This window comes from Sulfuricurvum sp., from assembly GCF_049277495.1.
Taxonomy (GTDB): Bacteria; Campylobacterota; Campylobacteria; order Campylobacterales; family Sulfurimonadaceae; genus Sulfuricurvum.
In genome coordinates this window covers 15,453-30,900 of record NZ_JBASYM010000066.1, presented here as the reverse complement: position 1 = coordinate 30,900, position 15,448 = coordinate 15,453, and the positions used below count along the sequence as shown (strand labels likewise).

The 15,448-nt window shown below is 46.8% G+C and carries 16 protein-coding genes; 6 read left to right on the top strand and 10 right to left on the bottom strand.

What is annotated here, in order from left to right; all coding sequences use genetic code 11:
- Positions 1-30: 30 nt before the first annotated feature.
- Entirely contained in the window at positions 31-1,545 is a 1,515-nt protein-coding gene (locus WAO38_RS11160; RefSeq protein ID WP_422237112.1) for a SagB/ThcOx family dehydrogenase, read from the top strand.
- A 5-nt stretch (positions 1,546-1,550) separates the two neighbouring features.
- Here WAO38_RS11160 and WAO38_RS11155 read toward each other — a convergent pair whose 3' ends face one another.
- The 6 genes from WAO38_RS11155 to rpmB all read right to left on the bottom strand — a co-directional run bounded on the left by WAO38_RS11155 (position 1,551) and on the right by rpmB (position 7,523).
- Positions 1,551-2,126: a ComF family protein gene (locus WAO38_RS11155; RefSeq protein WP_422237110.1), complete on the bottom strand. Its 576-nt coding sequence runs from the start codon at positions 2,124-2,126 to the stop codon at positions 1,551-1,553.
- A 1-nt stretch (position 2,127) separates the two neighbouring features.
- On the bottom strand, positions 2,128-3,918 hold the full coding sequence (lepA, locus tag WAO38_RS11150) for a translation elongation factor 4 (RefSeq protein ID WP_422237108.1): 1,791 nt from the start codon (positions 3,916-3,918) through the stop codon (positions 2,128-2,130).
- 83 nt (positions 3,919-4,001) lie between these two features.
- Entirely contained in the window at positions 4,002-4,931 is a 930-nt protein-coding gene (locus tag WAO38_RS11145) for a ribose-phosphate pyrophosphokinase (protein WP_422237107.1), read from the bottom strand.
- Between the two features lie 65 nt (positions 4,932-4,996).
- The gene (gene argJ, locus WAO38_RS11140; protein WP_422237105.1) at positions 4,997-6,184 is read right to left on the bottom strand and encodes a bifunctional glutamate N-acetyltransferase/amino-acid acetyltransferase ArgJ; all 1,188 of its coding nucleotides are present in this window, start codon (positions 6,182-6,184) and stop codon (positions 4,997-4,999) included.
- Positions 6,177-7,313: a potassium channel family protein gene (locus WAO38_RS11135; protein WP_422237103.1), complete on the bottom strand. Its 1,137-nt coding sequence runs from the start codon at positions 7,311-7,313 to the stop codon at positions 6,177-6,179. Before WAO38_RS11135 ends, argJ begins: the two co-directional genes overlap by 8 nt.
- Positions 7,314-7,334: 21 nt before the next feature.
- The gene (gene rpmB, locus WAO38_RS11130; RefSeq protein WP_013459236.1) at positions 7,335-7,523 is read right to left on the bottom strand and encodes a 50S ribosomal protein L28; all 189 of its coding nucleotides are present in this window, start codon (positions 7,521-7,523) and stop codon (positions 7,335-7,337) included.
- Between the two features lie 167 nt (positions 7,524-7,690).
- Between rpmB and WAO38_RS11125 the strand changes: the two genes are divergently transcribed.
- From WAO38_RS11125 to WAO38_RS11105, 5 genes are all read left to right on the top strand, one after another.
- Positions 7,691-8,500 carry an HDOD domain-containing protein gene (locus WAO38_RS11125; RefSeq protein ID WP_422237102.1) on the top strand — a complete coding sequence of 270 codons (810 nt, stop codon included), beginning with the start codon at positions 7,691-7,693 and terminating at the stop codon, positions 8,498-8,500.
- Positions 8,484-9,878, top strand: coding sequence for a chemotaxis protein CheX (locus WAO38_RS11120; RefSeq protein WP_422237100.1), 1,395 nt, complete (start codon positions 8,484-8,486; stop codon positions 9,876-9,878). Before WAO38_RS11125 ends, WAO38_RS11120 begins: the two co-directional genes overlap by 17 nt.
- A 98-nt stretch (positions 9,879-9,976) precedes the next feature.
- Entirely contained in the window at positions 9,977-10,618 is a 642-nt protein-coding gene (gene rpe, locus WAO38_RS11115) for a ribulose-phosphate 3-epimerase (protein WP_422237098.1), read from the top strand.
- Entirely contained in the window at positions 10,615-11,202 is a 588-nt protein-coding gene (locus WAO38_RS11110; protein ID WP_422237096.1) for a phosphoribosylanthranilate isomerase, read from the top strand. Before rpe ends, WAO38_RS11110 begins: the two co-directional genes overlap by 4 nt.
- Positions 11,199-11,999: a 3'-5' exonuclease gene (locus WAO38_RS11105; protein ID WP_422237094.1), complete on the top strand. Its 801-nt coding sequence runs from the start codon at positions 11,199-11,201 to the stop codon at positions 11,997-11,999. The genes WAO38_RS11110 and WAO38_RS11105 overlap by 4 nt, the downstream gene beginning before the upstream one ends.
- A gap of 46 nt (positions 12,000-12,045) precedes the next feature.
- On the opposite strand, the gene accA is transcribed toward WAO38_RS11105, so the two are convergent.
- From accA to fabG, 4 genes are all read right to left on the bottom strand, one after another.
- Entirely contained in the window at positions 12,046-12,981 is a 936-nt protein-coding gene (gene accA / locus WAO38_RS11100) for an acetyl-CoA carboxylase carboxyl transferase subunit alpha (protein WP_422237092.1), read from the bottom strand.
- Between the two features lie 12 nt (positions 12,982-12,993).
- Positions 12,994-14,217 carry a beta-ketoacyl-ACP synthase II gene (locus tag WAO38_RS11095; RefSeq protein ID WP_422237090.1) on the bottom strand — a complete coding sequence of 408 codons (1,224 nt, stop codon included), beginning with the start codon at positions 14,215-14,217 and terminating at the stop codon, positions 12,994-12,996.
- 105 nt (positions 14,218-14,322) lie between these two features.
- Positions 14,323-14,553, bottom strand: a complete 231-nt coding sequence (gene acpP / locus WAO38_RS11090; RefSeq protein ID WP_299929955.1) for an acyl carrier protein — start codon at positions 14,551-14,553, stop codon at positions 14,323-14,325.
- Between the two features lie 82 nt (positions 14,554-14,635).
- The gene (fabG, locus tag WAO38_RS11085) at positions 14,636-15,379 is read right to left on the bottom strand and encodes a 3-oxoacyl-ACP reductase FabG (protein WP_422237088.1); all 744 of its coding nucleotides are present in this window, start codon (positions 15,377-15,379) and stop codon (positions 14,636-14,638) included.
- Positions 15,380-15,448: the final 69 nt, after the last annotated feature.

The following is a 15,448-nucleotide window of genomic DNA, read 5'->3' as shown; positions in this document are numbered from 1 at the left end:
ATTTTATCCCCTATAGCCGACAATCCACCCATGAAAAATATTACAACCGTACTTGAATATCACGACCGAACCAAACACCGTCCCTCCCGCTATGCCGCCAGTCTCGGCTATATGGACTGGGCAACCCAGCCTGATCCCTTTCGGCGATACGAGGGAAGCGAACTTGTTTCCCTGAAACTCAGCAATGTCACTCCTCCCTACCACCTTTTGTTTGAACCCGGGGCCCTCCCGAGTGCACCGTTGTGTTTTGAATCGGTCTCCCAACTGCTCCGATACGGACTCGGACTCGCCGCATGGAAAAGCCACGGCGGTTCGCGCTGGGCGCTTCGCTGCAATGCCAGCAGCGGAAACTTACAGCCCAGCGAATGCTATATTCTCACCCCGCCACTGGAGGGGATCAGCCAATTTCCCGCCCTTTCGCATTATGCACCGCGTGAACATGCCCTGGAGATCCTCCATCAATTCGACACACCGTTCAAAATCGAAGAAGGAACGATTTTAATTGCACTAAGCTCGATTTTTTGGCGTGAAGCATGGAAGTATGGCGAACGGTGCTGGCGTTATTGTCAGCTTGATGCCGGACATGCCTATCAGGCCATCAAAATCAGTGCGGCGGCACTGGGATGGAATTGCGACATTCTGAGCGTGAACAGTGAGGAGATTGAACGTCTCTGCGGACTGGATCAGCTCCACCGCTTTGATCCCCATGAACAAGAGAGTCCGGATATGCTTTTGCGCTTAAGTCTCTCATCCCGTAAAACGTCCGATGTGGATTTGCCTGCGGTACCTCCATTAAAAAGCCGTGCCAATATCCTTAGCCCGTCACACCATGAGTGGCCTATTCTGGAGGTTATCGATACGGCGACCCGAGGAGCCTATCCCCAACCGCAACCCCTGAGTCAGTACCGAAAAATTCCGGTACCTTCGAAAAGTGCCGGAGAGGTCATTCTGAAACGCCGCAGTGCCCAAATGATGGATGGCACCCCCGTCACCGAAGAGCAGTTTCGCCAAATTCTCAATGCTTCGCTTTTTTGCAGCGAGGCGAGCGATGTTCATTTCGTCCTCTTTATCCATCGCGTTGAGGGGCTGCCGAAAGGATTGTACACCTATGTCCGAAACATAGCGGACTTAGAGTCTCTAAAATCAGCAATGGAATCGACGTTTGTATGGAAGGATTTCGGTGAGGGGCTCTATCTCCTTCGTGAGGGAGATTTTCGCGGGGCGGCACAGATGATATCCTGCAATCAGGAGATCGCGAAAGACGGAGCCTTTAGTTTCGGAATGCTCTGCCGCTTTAGTGCATCACTCGAAAGCTACGGTGCTATAGGATACAAAAATCTTTACCACCAATGCGGGGCTATCGGTCAGATGCTTTATCTCGAAGCCACGTCGCTGGGACTCAGCGCAACAGGAATCGGATGCTTTTTGGATGATGAATTTCACGCGTTGCTGGGGCTGTACGATCAAAAATATCAATCCCTCTACCATTTCACGATCGGACGTGCCATAGTCGATATCCGTATTACGACGGAAGAAGGGTATTAATCTCGTTATCTATTCTCCGCATCGGTCAGAGTGAGGCAAAAGAGTACTTTTTTTCCCTCTGCATGGAGTATCTCGGCGGCTTCGCTCAGCGTTGTGCCCGTCGTGACGATATCATCTACCAAAATCACCTCTTTATGATCAAACGGGAGATAGGTAAATCCTCTCGGGTTCATAAGCCTCTCTTCGACACTTTTACCGGCATATTTATACGTATTGGCTGCACGCAATTTTCCGTAATGCGGCGTGATCCGCGATGATTTTAACGCACGGTTGAGAATCGCCGTATGGCTGTATCCGCCCGAGGAGTGGTCATCGATTCCGATAGAAGCGATATCTCCCTCATACGTCCATTGCGCGGCAAAAGTGCTGAATGCCCTTTGAGCTAATATCGTATAAATATAGTATCCGATATCGGTATGTTTGGTCAGTAAAAGCGGTTCGATCTCATGGTAAGGGAAAAAAGAGAGTACCTCGATGGAGCCGAGGATCTTCCGTTTATGAAGAATTGGAGTCAGAAATGTTGTTTGACACGAAGGGCAGATATGCGAGAAACTAAGACGCTCGCATAGCATACAGCGCATGTTAATCCATTTTAAGGACAGACATAAATGCCTCTTGAGGAAGTTGGACCTTTCCGATCGCTTTCATCCGTTTCTTACCCTCTTTTTGTTTATCGAGGAGTTTGCGTTTACGGGAAATATCCCCGCCGTAACATTTGGCGGTGACATTTTTACCCATCGATTTAACCGTTTCGCGGGCGATGACACGGTTTCCGATTGAGGCTTGGATCGCTACTTCAAAGAGTTGTCTCGGAACGATCTCTTTCATATTGGTAACCAATGCACGTCCGCGCATGTCGGCTGAAGTACGAGGAACGATAACACTGAGTGCATCAACGACATCTCCCGCGACACGGACATCGAGTTTGACGAGATCTCCCTGACGAAATTCGATCGGATCATAATCGAAACTCGCATATCCTTTGGAGGTTGATTTGAGTTTATCGTAAAAATCAACGACGATCTCGTTCATCGGCATAACGTAGATGAGCATGACGCGTGTCTCGTTGAGATACTCCATCTTCTCCTGCATCCCCCGTTTATTTGTCAAAAGGGTAATCACATTCCCTAAATAATCGGTCGGTACGATGACCGTTGCACGGACATACGGCTCTTCAATTTTCTCGATCGTTTGCGGTTCGGGTAATTCGCTCGGGTTTTGCACCTCTATCATCGTTCCGTCGGTCTTATAAACTTTATAGATAACCGATGGGGCAGTAGCGATCAGATCGAGATTAAACTCCCGCTCTAACCGCTCTTTAACCACTTCCATATGCAGCATTCCCAAAAATCCGACACGGAATCCGAACCCGAGGGCGACAGAAGTTTCCGGCTCATAACTGAGGCTACTGTCGTTGAGTTTGAGCTTATCGAGAGCATCCCGTACCGCTTCGAATTCATCGGTATCGATCGGATAGAGCCCCGCAAACACGAACGGTTTCGCAGGAGCATATTCACCTACCGGTTCTTTCGTGGGGTTACGTGCATCGGTAATCGTATCGCCGACTCGGATAGATCCCACCTCTTTAACACCCAAAATCACGATTCCGATCTCTCCGGCTTTAATCGCTTGCGTTTTTTGACGACGAAGAGGATGAGGATACATCAGCTCTAACACTTGATGATTTTCATCATTATGCATCAGTTTAATCATCTGACCCATTTTGATCTCACCGTCAAACACACGTACCAGAGCCATTGCCCCTTGGTACGCATCAAACCACGAATCGTAAATGATCGCTTTGGTCGTAGCGCTCGGGTCTCCGCTCGGAGCCGGGATACGATCGACAATCGCATCGATTAAAGTTCGAATACCTACTCCGGTTTTTGCTGAAATCATTATCGCATCGGTCGCATCGATCCCGATCGTTGTTTCGATCTCTTCCGCAACCCGTTCCGGTTCTGCGGCGGGGAGATCGATTTTATTGATGACGGGGATGAGTGTAAGATTATTTTCCATCGCCATATAGACATTAGCGATGGTTTGGGCTTCCACCCCTTGCGCCGCATCTACGATCAACAATGCACCGTCTGAAGATGCAAGTGATTTTGAGACTTCGTAACTGAAATCAACGTGGCCCGGAGTGTCAATCAGATTTAGAATGTAGTGCTGGCCGTCTTTGACATAGTCGAGGCGAACACTTTGGGCTTTAATCGTAATCCCGCGTTCTTGCTCGATGTCCATTGTATCCATCATTTGTTTGCTCAATTCACGATCAGAGACCGCTCCGCACTCTTGAATGATACGGTCAGCTAAAGTACTTTTTCCGTGGTCGATATGGGCGATGATTGAAAAGTTGCGAATATTGTCCATTATGTTGATTGCTCGTTTATGTTAATTGATGAAATTATAGCAGAACGTTGCTTAGGAGGTCAGGGCTAAGCCCCAGTGGGGAATTAGCTAAAAAGGCTGTTAACACTTTCATTATGATAGACACGGCGGATGACCTCAGCAAAAAGCGGAGCAACACTTAAAACCTTAATTTTATCGCTTTGGCCGTTCAATACCAGGGTATTCGAAATAACCAATTCGTCAAGCTCTCCGTTGTTAAGATTTTCATAGGCATTTCCGCTGAGCACACCATGGGTGGCACACGCCATAACGGATGTAGCCCCGCGTTTTTTGAGAGCGGCGGCGGCTTTCACCATCGTACCGGCCGTATCGACCATATCATCGATCATAATGATGTCTTTACCCTCGACGTCACCGATGATGTTCATCACTTCCGATTCATTCGCTTTTTCACGGCGTTTATCGACGATAACCATGTCGAGACCCAATTTTTGAGCGAAATATCTAGCACGTGCTACGCCGCCGATATCCGGAGATGCAATGACCGGATTAGGGAGATTTTTGGAGCTGATATATTCTTGGAAAATAATCGCCCCATAGAGGTTATCGACCGGGATATCGAAGAACCCTTGGATTTGTCCCGCATGTAAATCGATAGTCACGACACGGTCAATCCCTGCAGTTTCGAACATATCGGCAACGAGTTTTGCGGTGATGGGAACACGCGGAGCCGCTTTACGGTCTTGGCGCGCATACCCGAAATAAGGGACGACTGCCGTAATTGAACTCGCAGACGAGCGGCGGAGAGCATCGGTCATGATCAACAGTTCCATTAAGTTGTCATTCGAAGGAGCACCCGTTGATTGGATAATGAAAACATCACGTCCGCGAACGCTTTCAGAGATCTGAACATTGATCTCTCCGTCACTAAAACGTTTGACTGACGCTTTGGAAAGGGGAACATCGAGGGTTCTGCACACTTCCGCCGCAAACTCGGTACACGCTGAACCGCTGAAAATCTTATATCCACGCATGGGTCTATCCTGTTGCCTATAAATTGGCGGAAGTATACCGCGCCATCACTTAGCGAGAGCTAATACTATGTGCGATAGTCCGCATTAATTTTGACGTATTCGTGTCCCAAATCGCACCCGTAGGCCGTAAATTCACCGTCCTGAAGACCGATATCGCAGTGGATCGTAAACGCACTTTTTTGCATAACAGCCGCTGCGAAAGGTTCGAGCTTCTCATCAAACAGCAGTTCCCCTTTTTTGTAAACGCATACCTCGTCAAACCAAATACTTAAAAATGCTTCATCGCACATAATTCCGCTCGCACCGACAGTCGAAGCGATACGCCCCCAGTTGGGATCTTGTCCGAAGAGCGCCGTTTTCACCAGCAGTGAATTACTGAGCGCTTTTGCCGCAATTTCGGCCTCTTTATGGTTGATCGCCCCCGTCACTTTATAGGTTACGAGCTTCGTCGCGCCTTCTCCGTCACGAACCATCTCTTTGGCCAGAAAAAGCATGATCGATTCAAGGGCTTCTTTGAAAGCTGCGGCATCGAATACGCCGCTCTCTTGATTGGCCATCACCAATACCGTATCGTTCGTCGACGTATCTCCATCGACACTTGCCGCATTGAAAGTCGTGTGGACACACTCATCGAGGATCTCTTGCATCGTTGCTTTATCGACGGCCGCATCCGTTGTGATAAAACAGAGCATCGTGGCCATTGCCGGATTAATCATTCCCGCACCCTTGGCCATCGCACCGATACGAAACGACTGTCCGTTTTCAAGAACCGCTTCATACGCGATCCGCTTGGCAAACGTATCGGTCGTCATGATCGCTTCAGAAGCGTTGATCCCCTCACGATGAGAAAGGTCGAAGGCCATCGCCCCTTCAATGATTTTGGCTTTCGGCAACCGCACCCCGATAACCCCCGTCGAGCTCATCACCGGATTTTGGATTTGAGGAAATTTCTTTTGTACTGCCGTAAGAACTTCATCAATATCATCAATCCCGGCACGTCCCGTCATCGCATTGGCATTTTTGGCGTTAATGAGGACAAAGTTTCCCTCAAATTCCCCCTGCGCACGAAAATGGCGTATCGGAGCCGCCGTCATTTTATTGGTCGTAAATACCGAAGCAATCGCACACGGTTTCTCAGAATAGATAAAAGCGAGATCCTTCGCCCCCTCTTTTTTCAATCCGATGTGGATACCATCGGCAAAAAATCCTGTTGCCGCACACACACCGCCCTCGATAGCGTTTAATTTATACATATTTGAGTTCCTCCGGTTTCTCATGTTTTTTCACCAAGCTTTTTGTAAATAAAATCCCTTTTTGGGTTCCGATGACAAGCAATTTACACTCACTCATGACCAGGACATCCCCTTTGGGCATCGGTATTAATTTTCCGTCTTTTTTCGTAATTCCGATCACGGATACATTTGCGATATCACGCAAATGGGTCTCTTTGAGCTTTTTCAAAACCATCCAGCTCGTTTTCGGAACAAAGATCTCCTCCATATCCAAGGGAGTATCACTTTTGTATAAGAACTGCTCCAACAAATTTTCCATATCCGGACGTGCCGCCATAACCGTAATTCGCTGCGCGGTGAGTTTGCTCGGGGAGACGACCGTATCGGCACCCAGTTTTTTCAGTTTATCAATATCGTTTGCATCTTCGGCGGCGCAGATCACATAATACGGAGAGGGGATATGATGCTCTTTTTCAAACAACCGTACCGACGCGATCAACGCAATATTATCGGCAATGGAACTCGATAAGGTGATCAGCCCTTTGGCAGAGCTGAGATGCGCTTTCAGCATTGCCTCTTCCGTATGCGGCTGAGCTTTGATAAAATAAGGATATTTATACTGTTTTGCAAGTTCTTCGATATCCTCACGAGGGTCAATGACGACAAACGGAATTTGATTTGTACGCAGCTGCTTTGTCACTTGAATCGTATATTCATTATGGTAACAAATAACGAAATGTTTTTTGAGCCGGGCAATCCGATACAACATTTTTCGCTCCTTTAAAATTCGTTTGAGTTCACCCTTATTGATAACATCGATAATAACACCCATCGCAAAGATAAAAACAGTGTATCCGAAGATGATCAGCGTTACCGTAAACAGTTTCCCCATCGGAGAAAAGTCCGCTTCGCCAAGGGAACCGAAACCGACGGTCGTGATTGTATATCCCGTTTGGAATATTGCATTAATGAGGGAATGTCCTTCAATCTGCATATAGCCGATGGTACCGAATAGCATACAAAGCTGAATTAAAATAAGGGGTGTTCTAAAGGGGAGAAGCTGGCTATAAAGCTCAGCATTCAAAGTGATGTCAGGCTTGGGAGAGGACTCCCATTTTAAAAACTTTCGTATCTTTCTGATAAGATTCAACGTGAACCCTTCACGGGACGTTTACGAATCTTTTTTCAGAGTACGAAGCTCAGAAGCAGCGATTTTCAGTTTTTTGGTAGTACCGTCTTCAAGCGTTACGCGAACAGTACGAAGGTTTGGTAAAAAACGACGCTTAGTTCTATTTTTCGCGTGAGAAACATTGTTCCCGCTCATTGGGCCTTTACCGCTAATAGCACATTTTCTTGCCATTTTGAGGCTCCTTGCGTAAATTTTAGTTGCGAATTTTATCGCAATGAACCCAAAGTTTACCTTAAGTAATGGTTTAAATTTTCTAAAGGCCTCTTTAATCAATACGCCATTACAATATAGTTTATAAAAAAATAAAATAAACTTATTTAAATCGGACAGGATGGCACGTGGTTACACAAGAACAAATTTCTCACTATATCCAAAGCATTCCCCCCACTCCCGCAATCGTCAAACAAACCCTTGATTTTGTCCGTGCAGGCGATTTGATCAAGGCGGCCAGATGTGCCGAAGAAGACCCTCCTCTCAAACTTTATCTCAAGACACTGGTTAACCGCCCTATTTACGGATTTCGCAATGAAGTCAGCGACTTATCGCAGATTTTCGGTATTTTGGGCATCTCTACCGCACAGCAGATACTCTATAATTATCTGCTCACCCTTTTAGCTCCTAAAGAGTGGAAACTCTTTGCCCTGAACAATCATGCTTTTTATGATTTACAGGCTTCACTCAGCCGAAAATGGGAAAAAATTCTCCGTCATTTACAGTTATTGAATCATGACACGGAAAGCGCCATTACCCTTTTGCCAGCGAGTATCATCGTTTGTGACGCACTCTTTGGAACCTGTAAAAATGAAGTAGACCAGCTTCGAAGCGTCAAAGCCTTGGATTACAATACGATTCTTTTTCGGCTCAGCAAGCTGACCTTATTCGACATTTGCACCCAAATTGCCGATAAGTGGGAAATGTCTCCGAATATCAGCCGAATCGTCCATGCCGCGTCAGGGCTCGATGAGGATGTGGATCCGAATGAGCGGATCTTAGCCCAGTGGATGCATCTGCTGCTTTTTTACGAGTTGAGCCAAAGCATCTATGTGGAAGCCGGACTCAACGAATTTATCGATTTTCAAATCGAATTTGTCCAAGACATATACGAATCTTTTATGCAGGTGGTGGGGTACGATGAGAGCAACCGTTAAAGGGAGAGTCGCCGTTTTTCATCCACAAGGATTTTTGGACGGCAATAACGCCCCCTCGTATTTAACCATTGATGATATCAAGGCAACCGAAGATCTAAACGTCGATATGCTGTTGGTCTCTCTCAAAAAAGTGATTTTTTTCAATAAAAACGGATTGGAAGTTTTTGTAAAACTGATGCTTTCGCTCCGCAGTAAAAAACATATCACTGTCGGCTTGTGCGATTATGATCACACAAAGTTTAAAACCATCACCGCTTTTTATGGAAGCAACCTCAATTTTTCCCTCTTTCGCAGCGAAAAAATTGCCGAACTCTTTGCCTCCAGCAATAAAAGCGAATCCAGAACTGTCCTTCTTTATAACGATGACGCATCCCAGCGTTCGGCCATGGCGATTGAGCTCTTCGATTACGGGCATAATCCAATTATCGCCCAAAGCAAAAAAGAGTTTGACGAAAAGAAACAAAATCCTGATCTCTATTACGCGATCATCGAAGATACCTATCTAGGGCTATTCGGTCAGAAAATTGCTACCCGGGTAACCGGGAACGCTATCATCTATACCATCGCCAACTTTCTCGATGCCGAAATCGGCAATACGTTCAATATCGCCTATCACAACAACTCTCTCAATGTCGGCTTTCGTCTTTTTATCTTTGATGCCTATAAAGTGGTGTCAATGAACGTCCACGCTCTTAATTTTTTCACCAAACTGGCCTCTTCGGCTGCCGAATATAATGCCACTATCTGTTTTGTAGGGCTGACATTCGAAAAAACTCCGCAAAGTTTCAAAAATGATCTCGAAGATGCCGGTATGCTATTTTTCGATCAAATGGATGATATTCTTAAAAATAAAGAACTCCTTCAAGAACTCGGCGGAAGCAGTGCCGCAACTACCAAACAAGTCCGTACCCTCAACAAAGCACTGGTCAATGAGCTTCCCCACTTTATCGATGCGACAGTATCGACCATTGCGATGATGACCAATGCCAAAGCAACTAAAGAATCGGTCAATGTACAGACGCTGGATATCCAAAATTCCAAAAACCAATATGCCAGTTCCATCGGCTTTTACGGCGATGTTGACGGAATGATCATCCTTATTTTCCCAAAAACGATCGCCAAAAAGGCATGTGAGCTTCTGATCGGTGAAGTCACCGAGGATGAAGAAGCTATTTTGGATTCCTTGGCCGAATTCGTCAACATTATCGGCGGTCGGGCAAAATCCCTGTTGGGTGAGAAAAAACACCATGTTGATATCACCCTTCCGCGTACCTATCATGATGTCAATTCACTCATGGAAATGGCTCAACACAAAAAAGGGGTTCAAGTCAATTTGAGCTTCGAGGGCAGTAACTTTATCTTTTTCCTGACACGGTAGAGATACTGCTACTGTCAAAGTCGAATGTATCAAAGTCGGCAAAGCTATCTGAAAAGCTTTTTCGCTAAAATATCGGAAAAAGAATCAAGGTGTCTATTATGCTCATTGCTCCGAGTGTCCTCTCTGCCGATTTTGGGAATTTAGCGCGTGATGTCCGTGCCATTTGTGACGCAGGGTGTGATTTGGTACACGTTGATGTAATGGACGGGCACTTCGTCCCCAACCTTACCATCGGGCCCGTTGTCGTCAGTGCAATAGCCGCTGCTGCGACCAAACCTCTCGACATTCACCTCATGGTGCAAAACAATACCTTTTTTGTCGATTTGTTTGCCCCGTTGAAACCTGAATATATCTCATTTCATATCGAAGAAGAAAAAAATCCCCATCGCCTCATTCAGCATATCCGTTCTCTGGGGATCAAACCGGCCATCGTATTAAATCCGCATACCCCTGCCGAAGCGATCGAATATCTGCTCGGTGATTTAGACATGGTTCTCGTCATGTCGGTCAACCCGGGATTCGGAGGACAAAAATTCATCCCGACCGTCGTTGAGAAGATCCGCCGCCTTAAAGGGTTGCGCGATCGTATTAATCCTGGCTGTCTTATCGAAATCGACGGCGGAGTGGGAAGCAAAAATATCCACGAACTAAAAGATGCCGGTGTTGACGTATGCGTCGCTGGAAGCTATGTATTCGGCGCTGAGGATTATAAAGCAGCGATTGACAGTCTCCGCATATGAGAGTAAAGATCTGCGGTATCACTAATCTCGAAGATGCTCTATTGGCCGTCAATGCAGGAGCCGATGCACTCGGGTTCGTATTTTATTCGGATTCTCCGCGCTATATTACGGTTGAAAACGCTAAAACAATCATTGCCAAACTTCCCCCATTCGTTGAAAAAGTCGCCCTTTTTGTCAACGAAACACCGGAAATCATCCGCTCGACCTGCCTCGAAACGGGATGCACCTTGGCGCAAATTCATTTTGACGTCAATGAAGATTTTTACCCTCAGCTGCAATTCCCCTATCTCCGTGTGATCCGTGCAAAAACAGCTGAAGACGTTTTACGATATTCAGACGAGTACCGTCTTGTCGATGCCTATTGCGATTCTTTCGGCGGCAGCGGAAAGCGTCTGAATATCGAATGGTTCGAAGGGGTTGACTGCTCTAAAATAATTCTCGCAGGGGGACTTGATCCTCTGAATGTTGAAAGCCTAAAACCCTATGGCTTTTACGGCGTCGATGTCAGCAGCGGGGTAGAAGCCTCCAAGGGTAAAAAAGACCCTATTCGTGTCGCCACCTTCATCCAAAAGGCCAAATCGTGAAATTACACGATCCAAAAATCCTCTCACGCCTAAGTAAAAACGGTATTCCCAAGGAAGAGTTTGAATCCGCATTAGGGGCCGACAGTGACCTGGCTTTCGAACTTTTTAAAGCCCAGGGGATGAACATCGTTCTCCGTAACGGTGTGTATCAATTTGAAACCGCTCTCACCTCCGTCGACGACACCCTCTTTTGCATCGTGGATGTTGAAGCTAACGGCTCTAAGCCCTCTCACCATCAGATCATTGAAATCGGGGCGGTCAAACTTCTGAACGGACGGATCATCGATACCTACGAGAGTTTAGTCTATTGCACCGACATATCCCCGCAAATCCAGGAGATCACCGGTATCAGTGTCGAACAAACCCTCAAAGCACCTGCTCTGGGAAAAGTGATGCGGGAATTTCGTCTCTTTTTGGGAGATGCCGTATTCGTCGGACATGATGCCAAATTTGATTACAATTTTATCTCTGCAATGCTCGAGCGCGTCGGTCTGCAACGACTCCTTAACCGTTCCCTGTGCACGATTGATTTGGCTGAGCGGACGATCGAGAGCGAGCGCTACGGCTTAGCGTATCTCAACGATCAGCTCGAACTCTATAAAGAGGCAACACACCATCGCGCATTATCCGATGCGATGACAACGGCCAAACTTCTCAAACGGACCCTTTCGCTTATTCCGAATACTATCCATAATACCGAAGAGCTGATCGCTTTTTCAAAAGAGGCCAAGCGGCTGAAACGTCCAAAAGTGAAAAAAGAAGAAAAAGAAAAAGAAAAAGACGAAGAAAAAGAGTAAATGGAATCCCGCTCATGCGGGAATGAGAGAGAAACGTGTATTCCTGTTATTCGGTAAAGCGCCCTACACTGACTAAACGCTCATAGCGCTTTTCAAGACGCTCTTCGTCACTCAACAAACGAAGTTCAGCGACTTCCCCTAGAAAATACTTTTTAAGGGCATTGGCCGCGCCCTCTTTATCACGATGAGCTCCGATCAGCGGTTCATCGACAATATCATTGATCAAATCAAGCTCTTTGAGATCGGCACTCGTGATTTTGAGAGCATTGGTTGCCGCTTCTACTTTGGTAGGGTCATTCCACAAAATAGCGGAACACCCTTCCGGCGAAATAACGCTGAATACCGAGTAGCGCATCATCGCAAGACGGTCAGCTACACCGATGGCCAATGCTCCGCCGCTTCCGCCCTCACCGATAACAACCGAAACGGTAATCGTATTGAGATTAGAAAGTTCCAGCAAATTACGGGCAATCGCTTCGCTTTGATTGCGTTCTTCCGCACCGAGCCCCGGATAGGCGCCCGGAGTGTCGATCAGCATCAAGATCGGAAGGTTAAACTTCTCCGCCATTTTTGCCGCACGAAGGGCTTTACGATACCCTTCAGGATGAGGCATACCGAAATTGCGTTTGAGCTTATTTTTGGTACCTCGTCCCTTTTGTTCACCGATAACCATGACACGCTCATCACCGATGGCTCCGATATAACAGACGATCGAGAGGTCATCACGGAAATGACGATCTCCGTGAATCTCATATTTTTTATCTAAAATAAGATTGATATAATCAAGCGCGTACGGACGATCCTGATGACGTGCGAGCTGAAGCTCTTGGTAAGGTGAGAGGTTTGCATAGGTTTTTTGAACCTCTTTGTCCAAATTCTGCTTGAGGATCTCTACCGCATGGTGGTCGTAACGCACTTCTGCCGCAATAATCTCTTCCTGAATTTGGCGGATATTCTGTTCAAAATCTAAATAGGTAGCCAACGGCTTGCCCTCTTATATTTTTTTGAAAATGACGACACCGTTGGTACCGCCAAATCCGAATGAGTTACTCATAACGATGTTAAGTTCTACCGCTCTGGCCACATTAGGGACAATGTCCAAATCACAATCTGGATCCGGTGTCTCATAATTGATGGTCGGAGGGATGATGCCATCACGCATTGCCATAATACTGATAACCGCTTCAATGCCGCCGGCTGCGCCGAGACAGTGACCGGTTTGCCCTTTTGTTGAACTGATCGGAGGACAGTTTTCCGCCCCGCCGAATGTCTCTTTGGTCGCCATTGTTTCATACCAGTCATTGTACTTGGTACTGGTTCCATGGGCATTGATATAATCTACTTTCGGGTTTCCGGCCATTTTCATCGCTGCTTTCATTGCACGCGCCGCACCTTCTCCGCCCGGAGCCGGAGTCGTAATGTGGTTTGCATCGCCACTTTCGCCGAAGCCGATCAATTCCGCATAAATACGGGCACCGCGTGCAACCGCACTTTCATACTCTTCAAGTACCAATGCTGCCGCACCTTCGCCCATAACGAAACCTTCGCGATCCGCATCAAACGGGCGGGAAGCACGTTTTGGTTCATCGTTGCGCGTAGCAAGCGCTTTCATCGAAGCAAATCCGCCGATTCCGACACCGCAGATAGCCGATTCTGCCGCGACAACGAGCATTTGATCCGCACCGCCGACCATAATCGTTTTAGCCGCTTCGCTGATCCCGTGAGTCCCGGCTGCACATGCCGTTACCGAAGAGAGGTTAGGCCCTTTTAGGCCGTGCTCAATCGAAACAAACCCGCCGAGCATATTGACAAGCGCAGAGGGAATAAAGAATGGAGAGATACGTCTCGGCCCTTTGGTTTCAAGTGTGATTGAACTCGCTTCGATAGCTGCCAATCCGCCGATTCCGGCTGCTGCACTGATTCCGAAAAAGTTTTTGTCCATATTTTCAGGAATAGAGGCATCCTCCATCGCTTCTTGTGCCGCTTTCAATCCAAAATGGATAAAACGGTCTGCTTTTTTGACTTCTTTAGGCGGCATTACCGTTTCAGGGTCGAACCCCTTTACCTCTCCGGCAATCTGAACACTGTGCTGTGAAGCATCGAAAATCGTGATGGTATCAATCCCGCATTCTCCGTCACAAATTGCTTTGAACGAGCTCTCTTTATCATGACCTAGCGCATTGATCATTCCCATTCCGGTTACTACTACTCTTCTCACTTTTTCTCCTGATGGTGGATGGTCTGAAACTTTGGCTCCGTTAAGCCAATATCTTAGACCATATTTTAGGTTTGGGCTATCGAGGGAAACCCTCGATAAGGGGTTTTAGTTTTTGCTTTGGATGTAATTGATTACATCTTGAACAGTTTGGATTTTTTCCGCTTCGTCATCAGGGATCTCGATATCGAATTTCTCTTCAAGAGCCATTACCAATTCAACAACATCAAGGCTATCAGCGCCAAGATCTTCTACGAACTTAGAATCCTCTTTAACTTCGTCCGGGTTAACGCTGAGTTGCTCAACCACTACTTCTTTAATATCTTCCAAAAGTGCCATAATAGCTCCTGTTCCTATGAATAAAATCGTAAAATTATAGCATATTTAGCTTAAGAGGCAAACTACCCCCATTAAGCCCCTTTTACATATACATTCCACCGTTGACTTTTAGGGTTTCTCCCGTAATATAGCTCGCATGATCACTCAGGAGAAATGCCGTTGCTTCGGCAACTTCGGATGCATTCCCGAATCGGGCCATCGGAATTTTTGCGGTAAATGCCGCTTTGACCTCTTCTTTGAGTTCATCGGTCATATCGGTCGCGATAAAGCCGGGAGTGATACAGTTATAGCGAATTCCGCTGGTCGCAGCTTCGATTGCGAAACTTTTAGTCATCGCAATCATCCCCCCTTTGGACGCGGCATAATTGGTTTGTCCCGCATTCCCTGTCTCACCGACAATAGATGCCATGTTGACAATGCTTCCGAATTTTTGTTTGCGCATCGCTTTCATCGCTTCGCGGCATCCGATAAATGCCGACGTAAGATTCGCATCCAGTACACTCGTAAACTCTTCCGCTTTCATACGCAATGCCAATTTATCATTGGTAATACCCGCATTGTTTACCAGATACGAAAGTTCGCCGTCTGCATCCACGATCGTTTTGATAGCATCGACAAATGCCGCTTCATCCGCTACATCAAACCCGATGACCGCAGCAGTTCCGCCGGCAGATTCAATCTCAGCCTTAACCGCATCGGCAGCCGCAGCGCCGTTTCGGTAGTTGACCCATACTTTCAAACCGTAGCCTGCCAATACTTTTGCTACTTCCGCTCCGATTCCCCGGCTTGAACCCGTTACCAATACGTTTTTACCTGTAAATTTCATTTGAATCCTTTATTTATCTGATTTTGTATTTTTCAATCCCTGCCGAAACAGAAATGTATCGAAATCCCA

Excerpts from the sequence above, each read along its gene's own strand:
- WAO38_RS11160 (WP_422237112.1), top strand. The coding sequence starts at position 31 with ATGAAAAATATTACAACCGTACTTGAATATCACGACCGAACCAAACAC.
- WAO38_RS11155 (WP_422237110.1), bottom strand. The coding sequence starts at position 2,126 with ATGCGCTGTATGCTATGCGAGCGTCTTAGTTTCTCGCATATCTGCCCT.
- lepA (WP_422237108.1), bottom strand. The coding sequence starts at position 3,918 with ATGGACAATATTCGCAACTTTTCAATCATCGCCCATATCGACCACGGA.
- WAO38_RS11145 (WP_422237107.1), bottom strand. The coding sequence starts at position 4,931 with ATGCGTGGATATAAGATTTTCAGCGGTTCAGCGTGTACCGAGTTTGCG.
- argJ (WP_422237105.1), bottom strand. The coding sequence starts at position 6,184 with ATGTATAAATTAAACGCTATCGAGGGCGGTGTGTGTGCGGCAACAGGA.
- rpmB (WP_013459236.1), bottom strand. The coding sequence starts at position 7,523 with ATGGCAAGAAAATGTGCTATTAGCGGTAAAGGCCCAATGAGCGGGAAC.
- WAO38_RS11120 (WP_422237100.1), top strand. The coding sequence starts at position 8,484 with ATGAGAGCAACCGTTAAAGGGAGAGTCGCCGTTTTTCATCCACAAGGA.
- rpe (WP_422237098.1), top strand. The coding sequence starts at position 9,977 with ATGCTCATTGCTCCGAGTGTCCTCTCTGCCGATTTTGGGAATTTAGCG.
- WAO38_RS11110 (WP_422237096.1), top strand. The coding sequence starts at position 10,615 with ATGAGAGTAAAGATCTGCGGTATCACTAATCTCGAAGATGCTCTATTG.
- acpP (WP_299929955.1), bottom strand. The coding sequence starts at position 14,553 with ATGGCACTTTTGGAAGATATTAAAGAAGTAGTGGTTGAGCAACTCAGC.
- fabG (WP_422237088.1), bottom strand. The coding sequence starts at position 15,379 with ATGAAATTTACAGGTAAAAACGTATTGGTAACGGGTTCAAGCCGGGGA.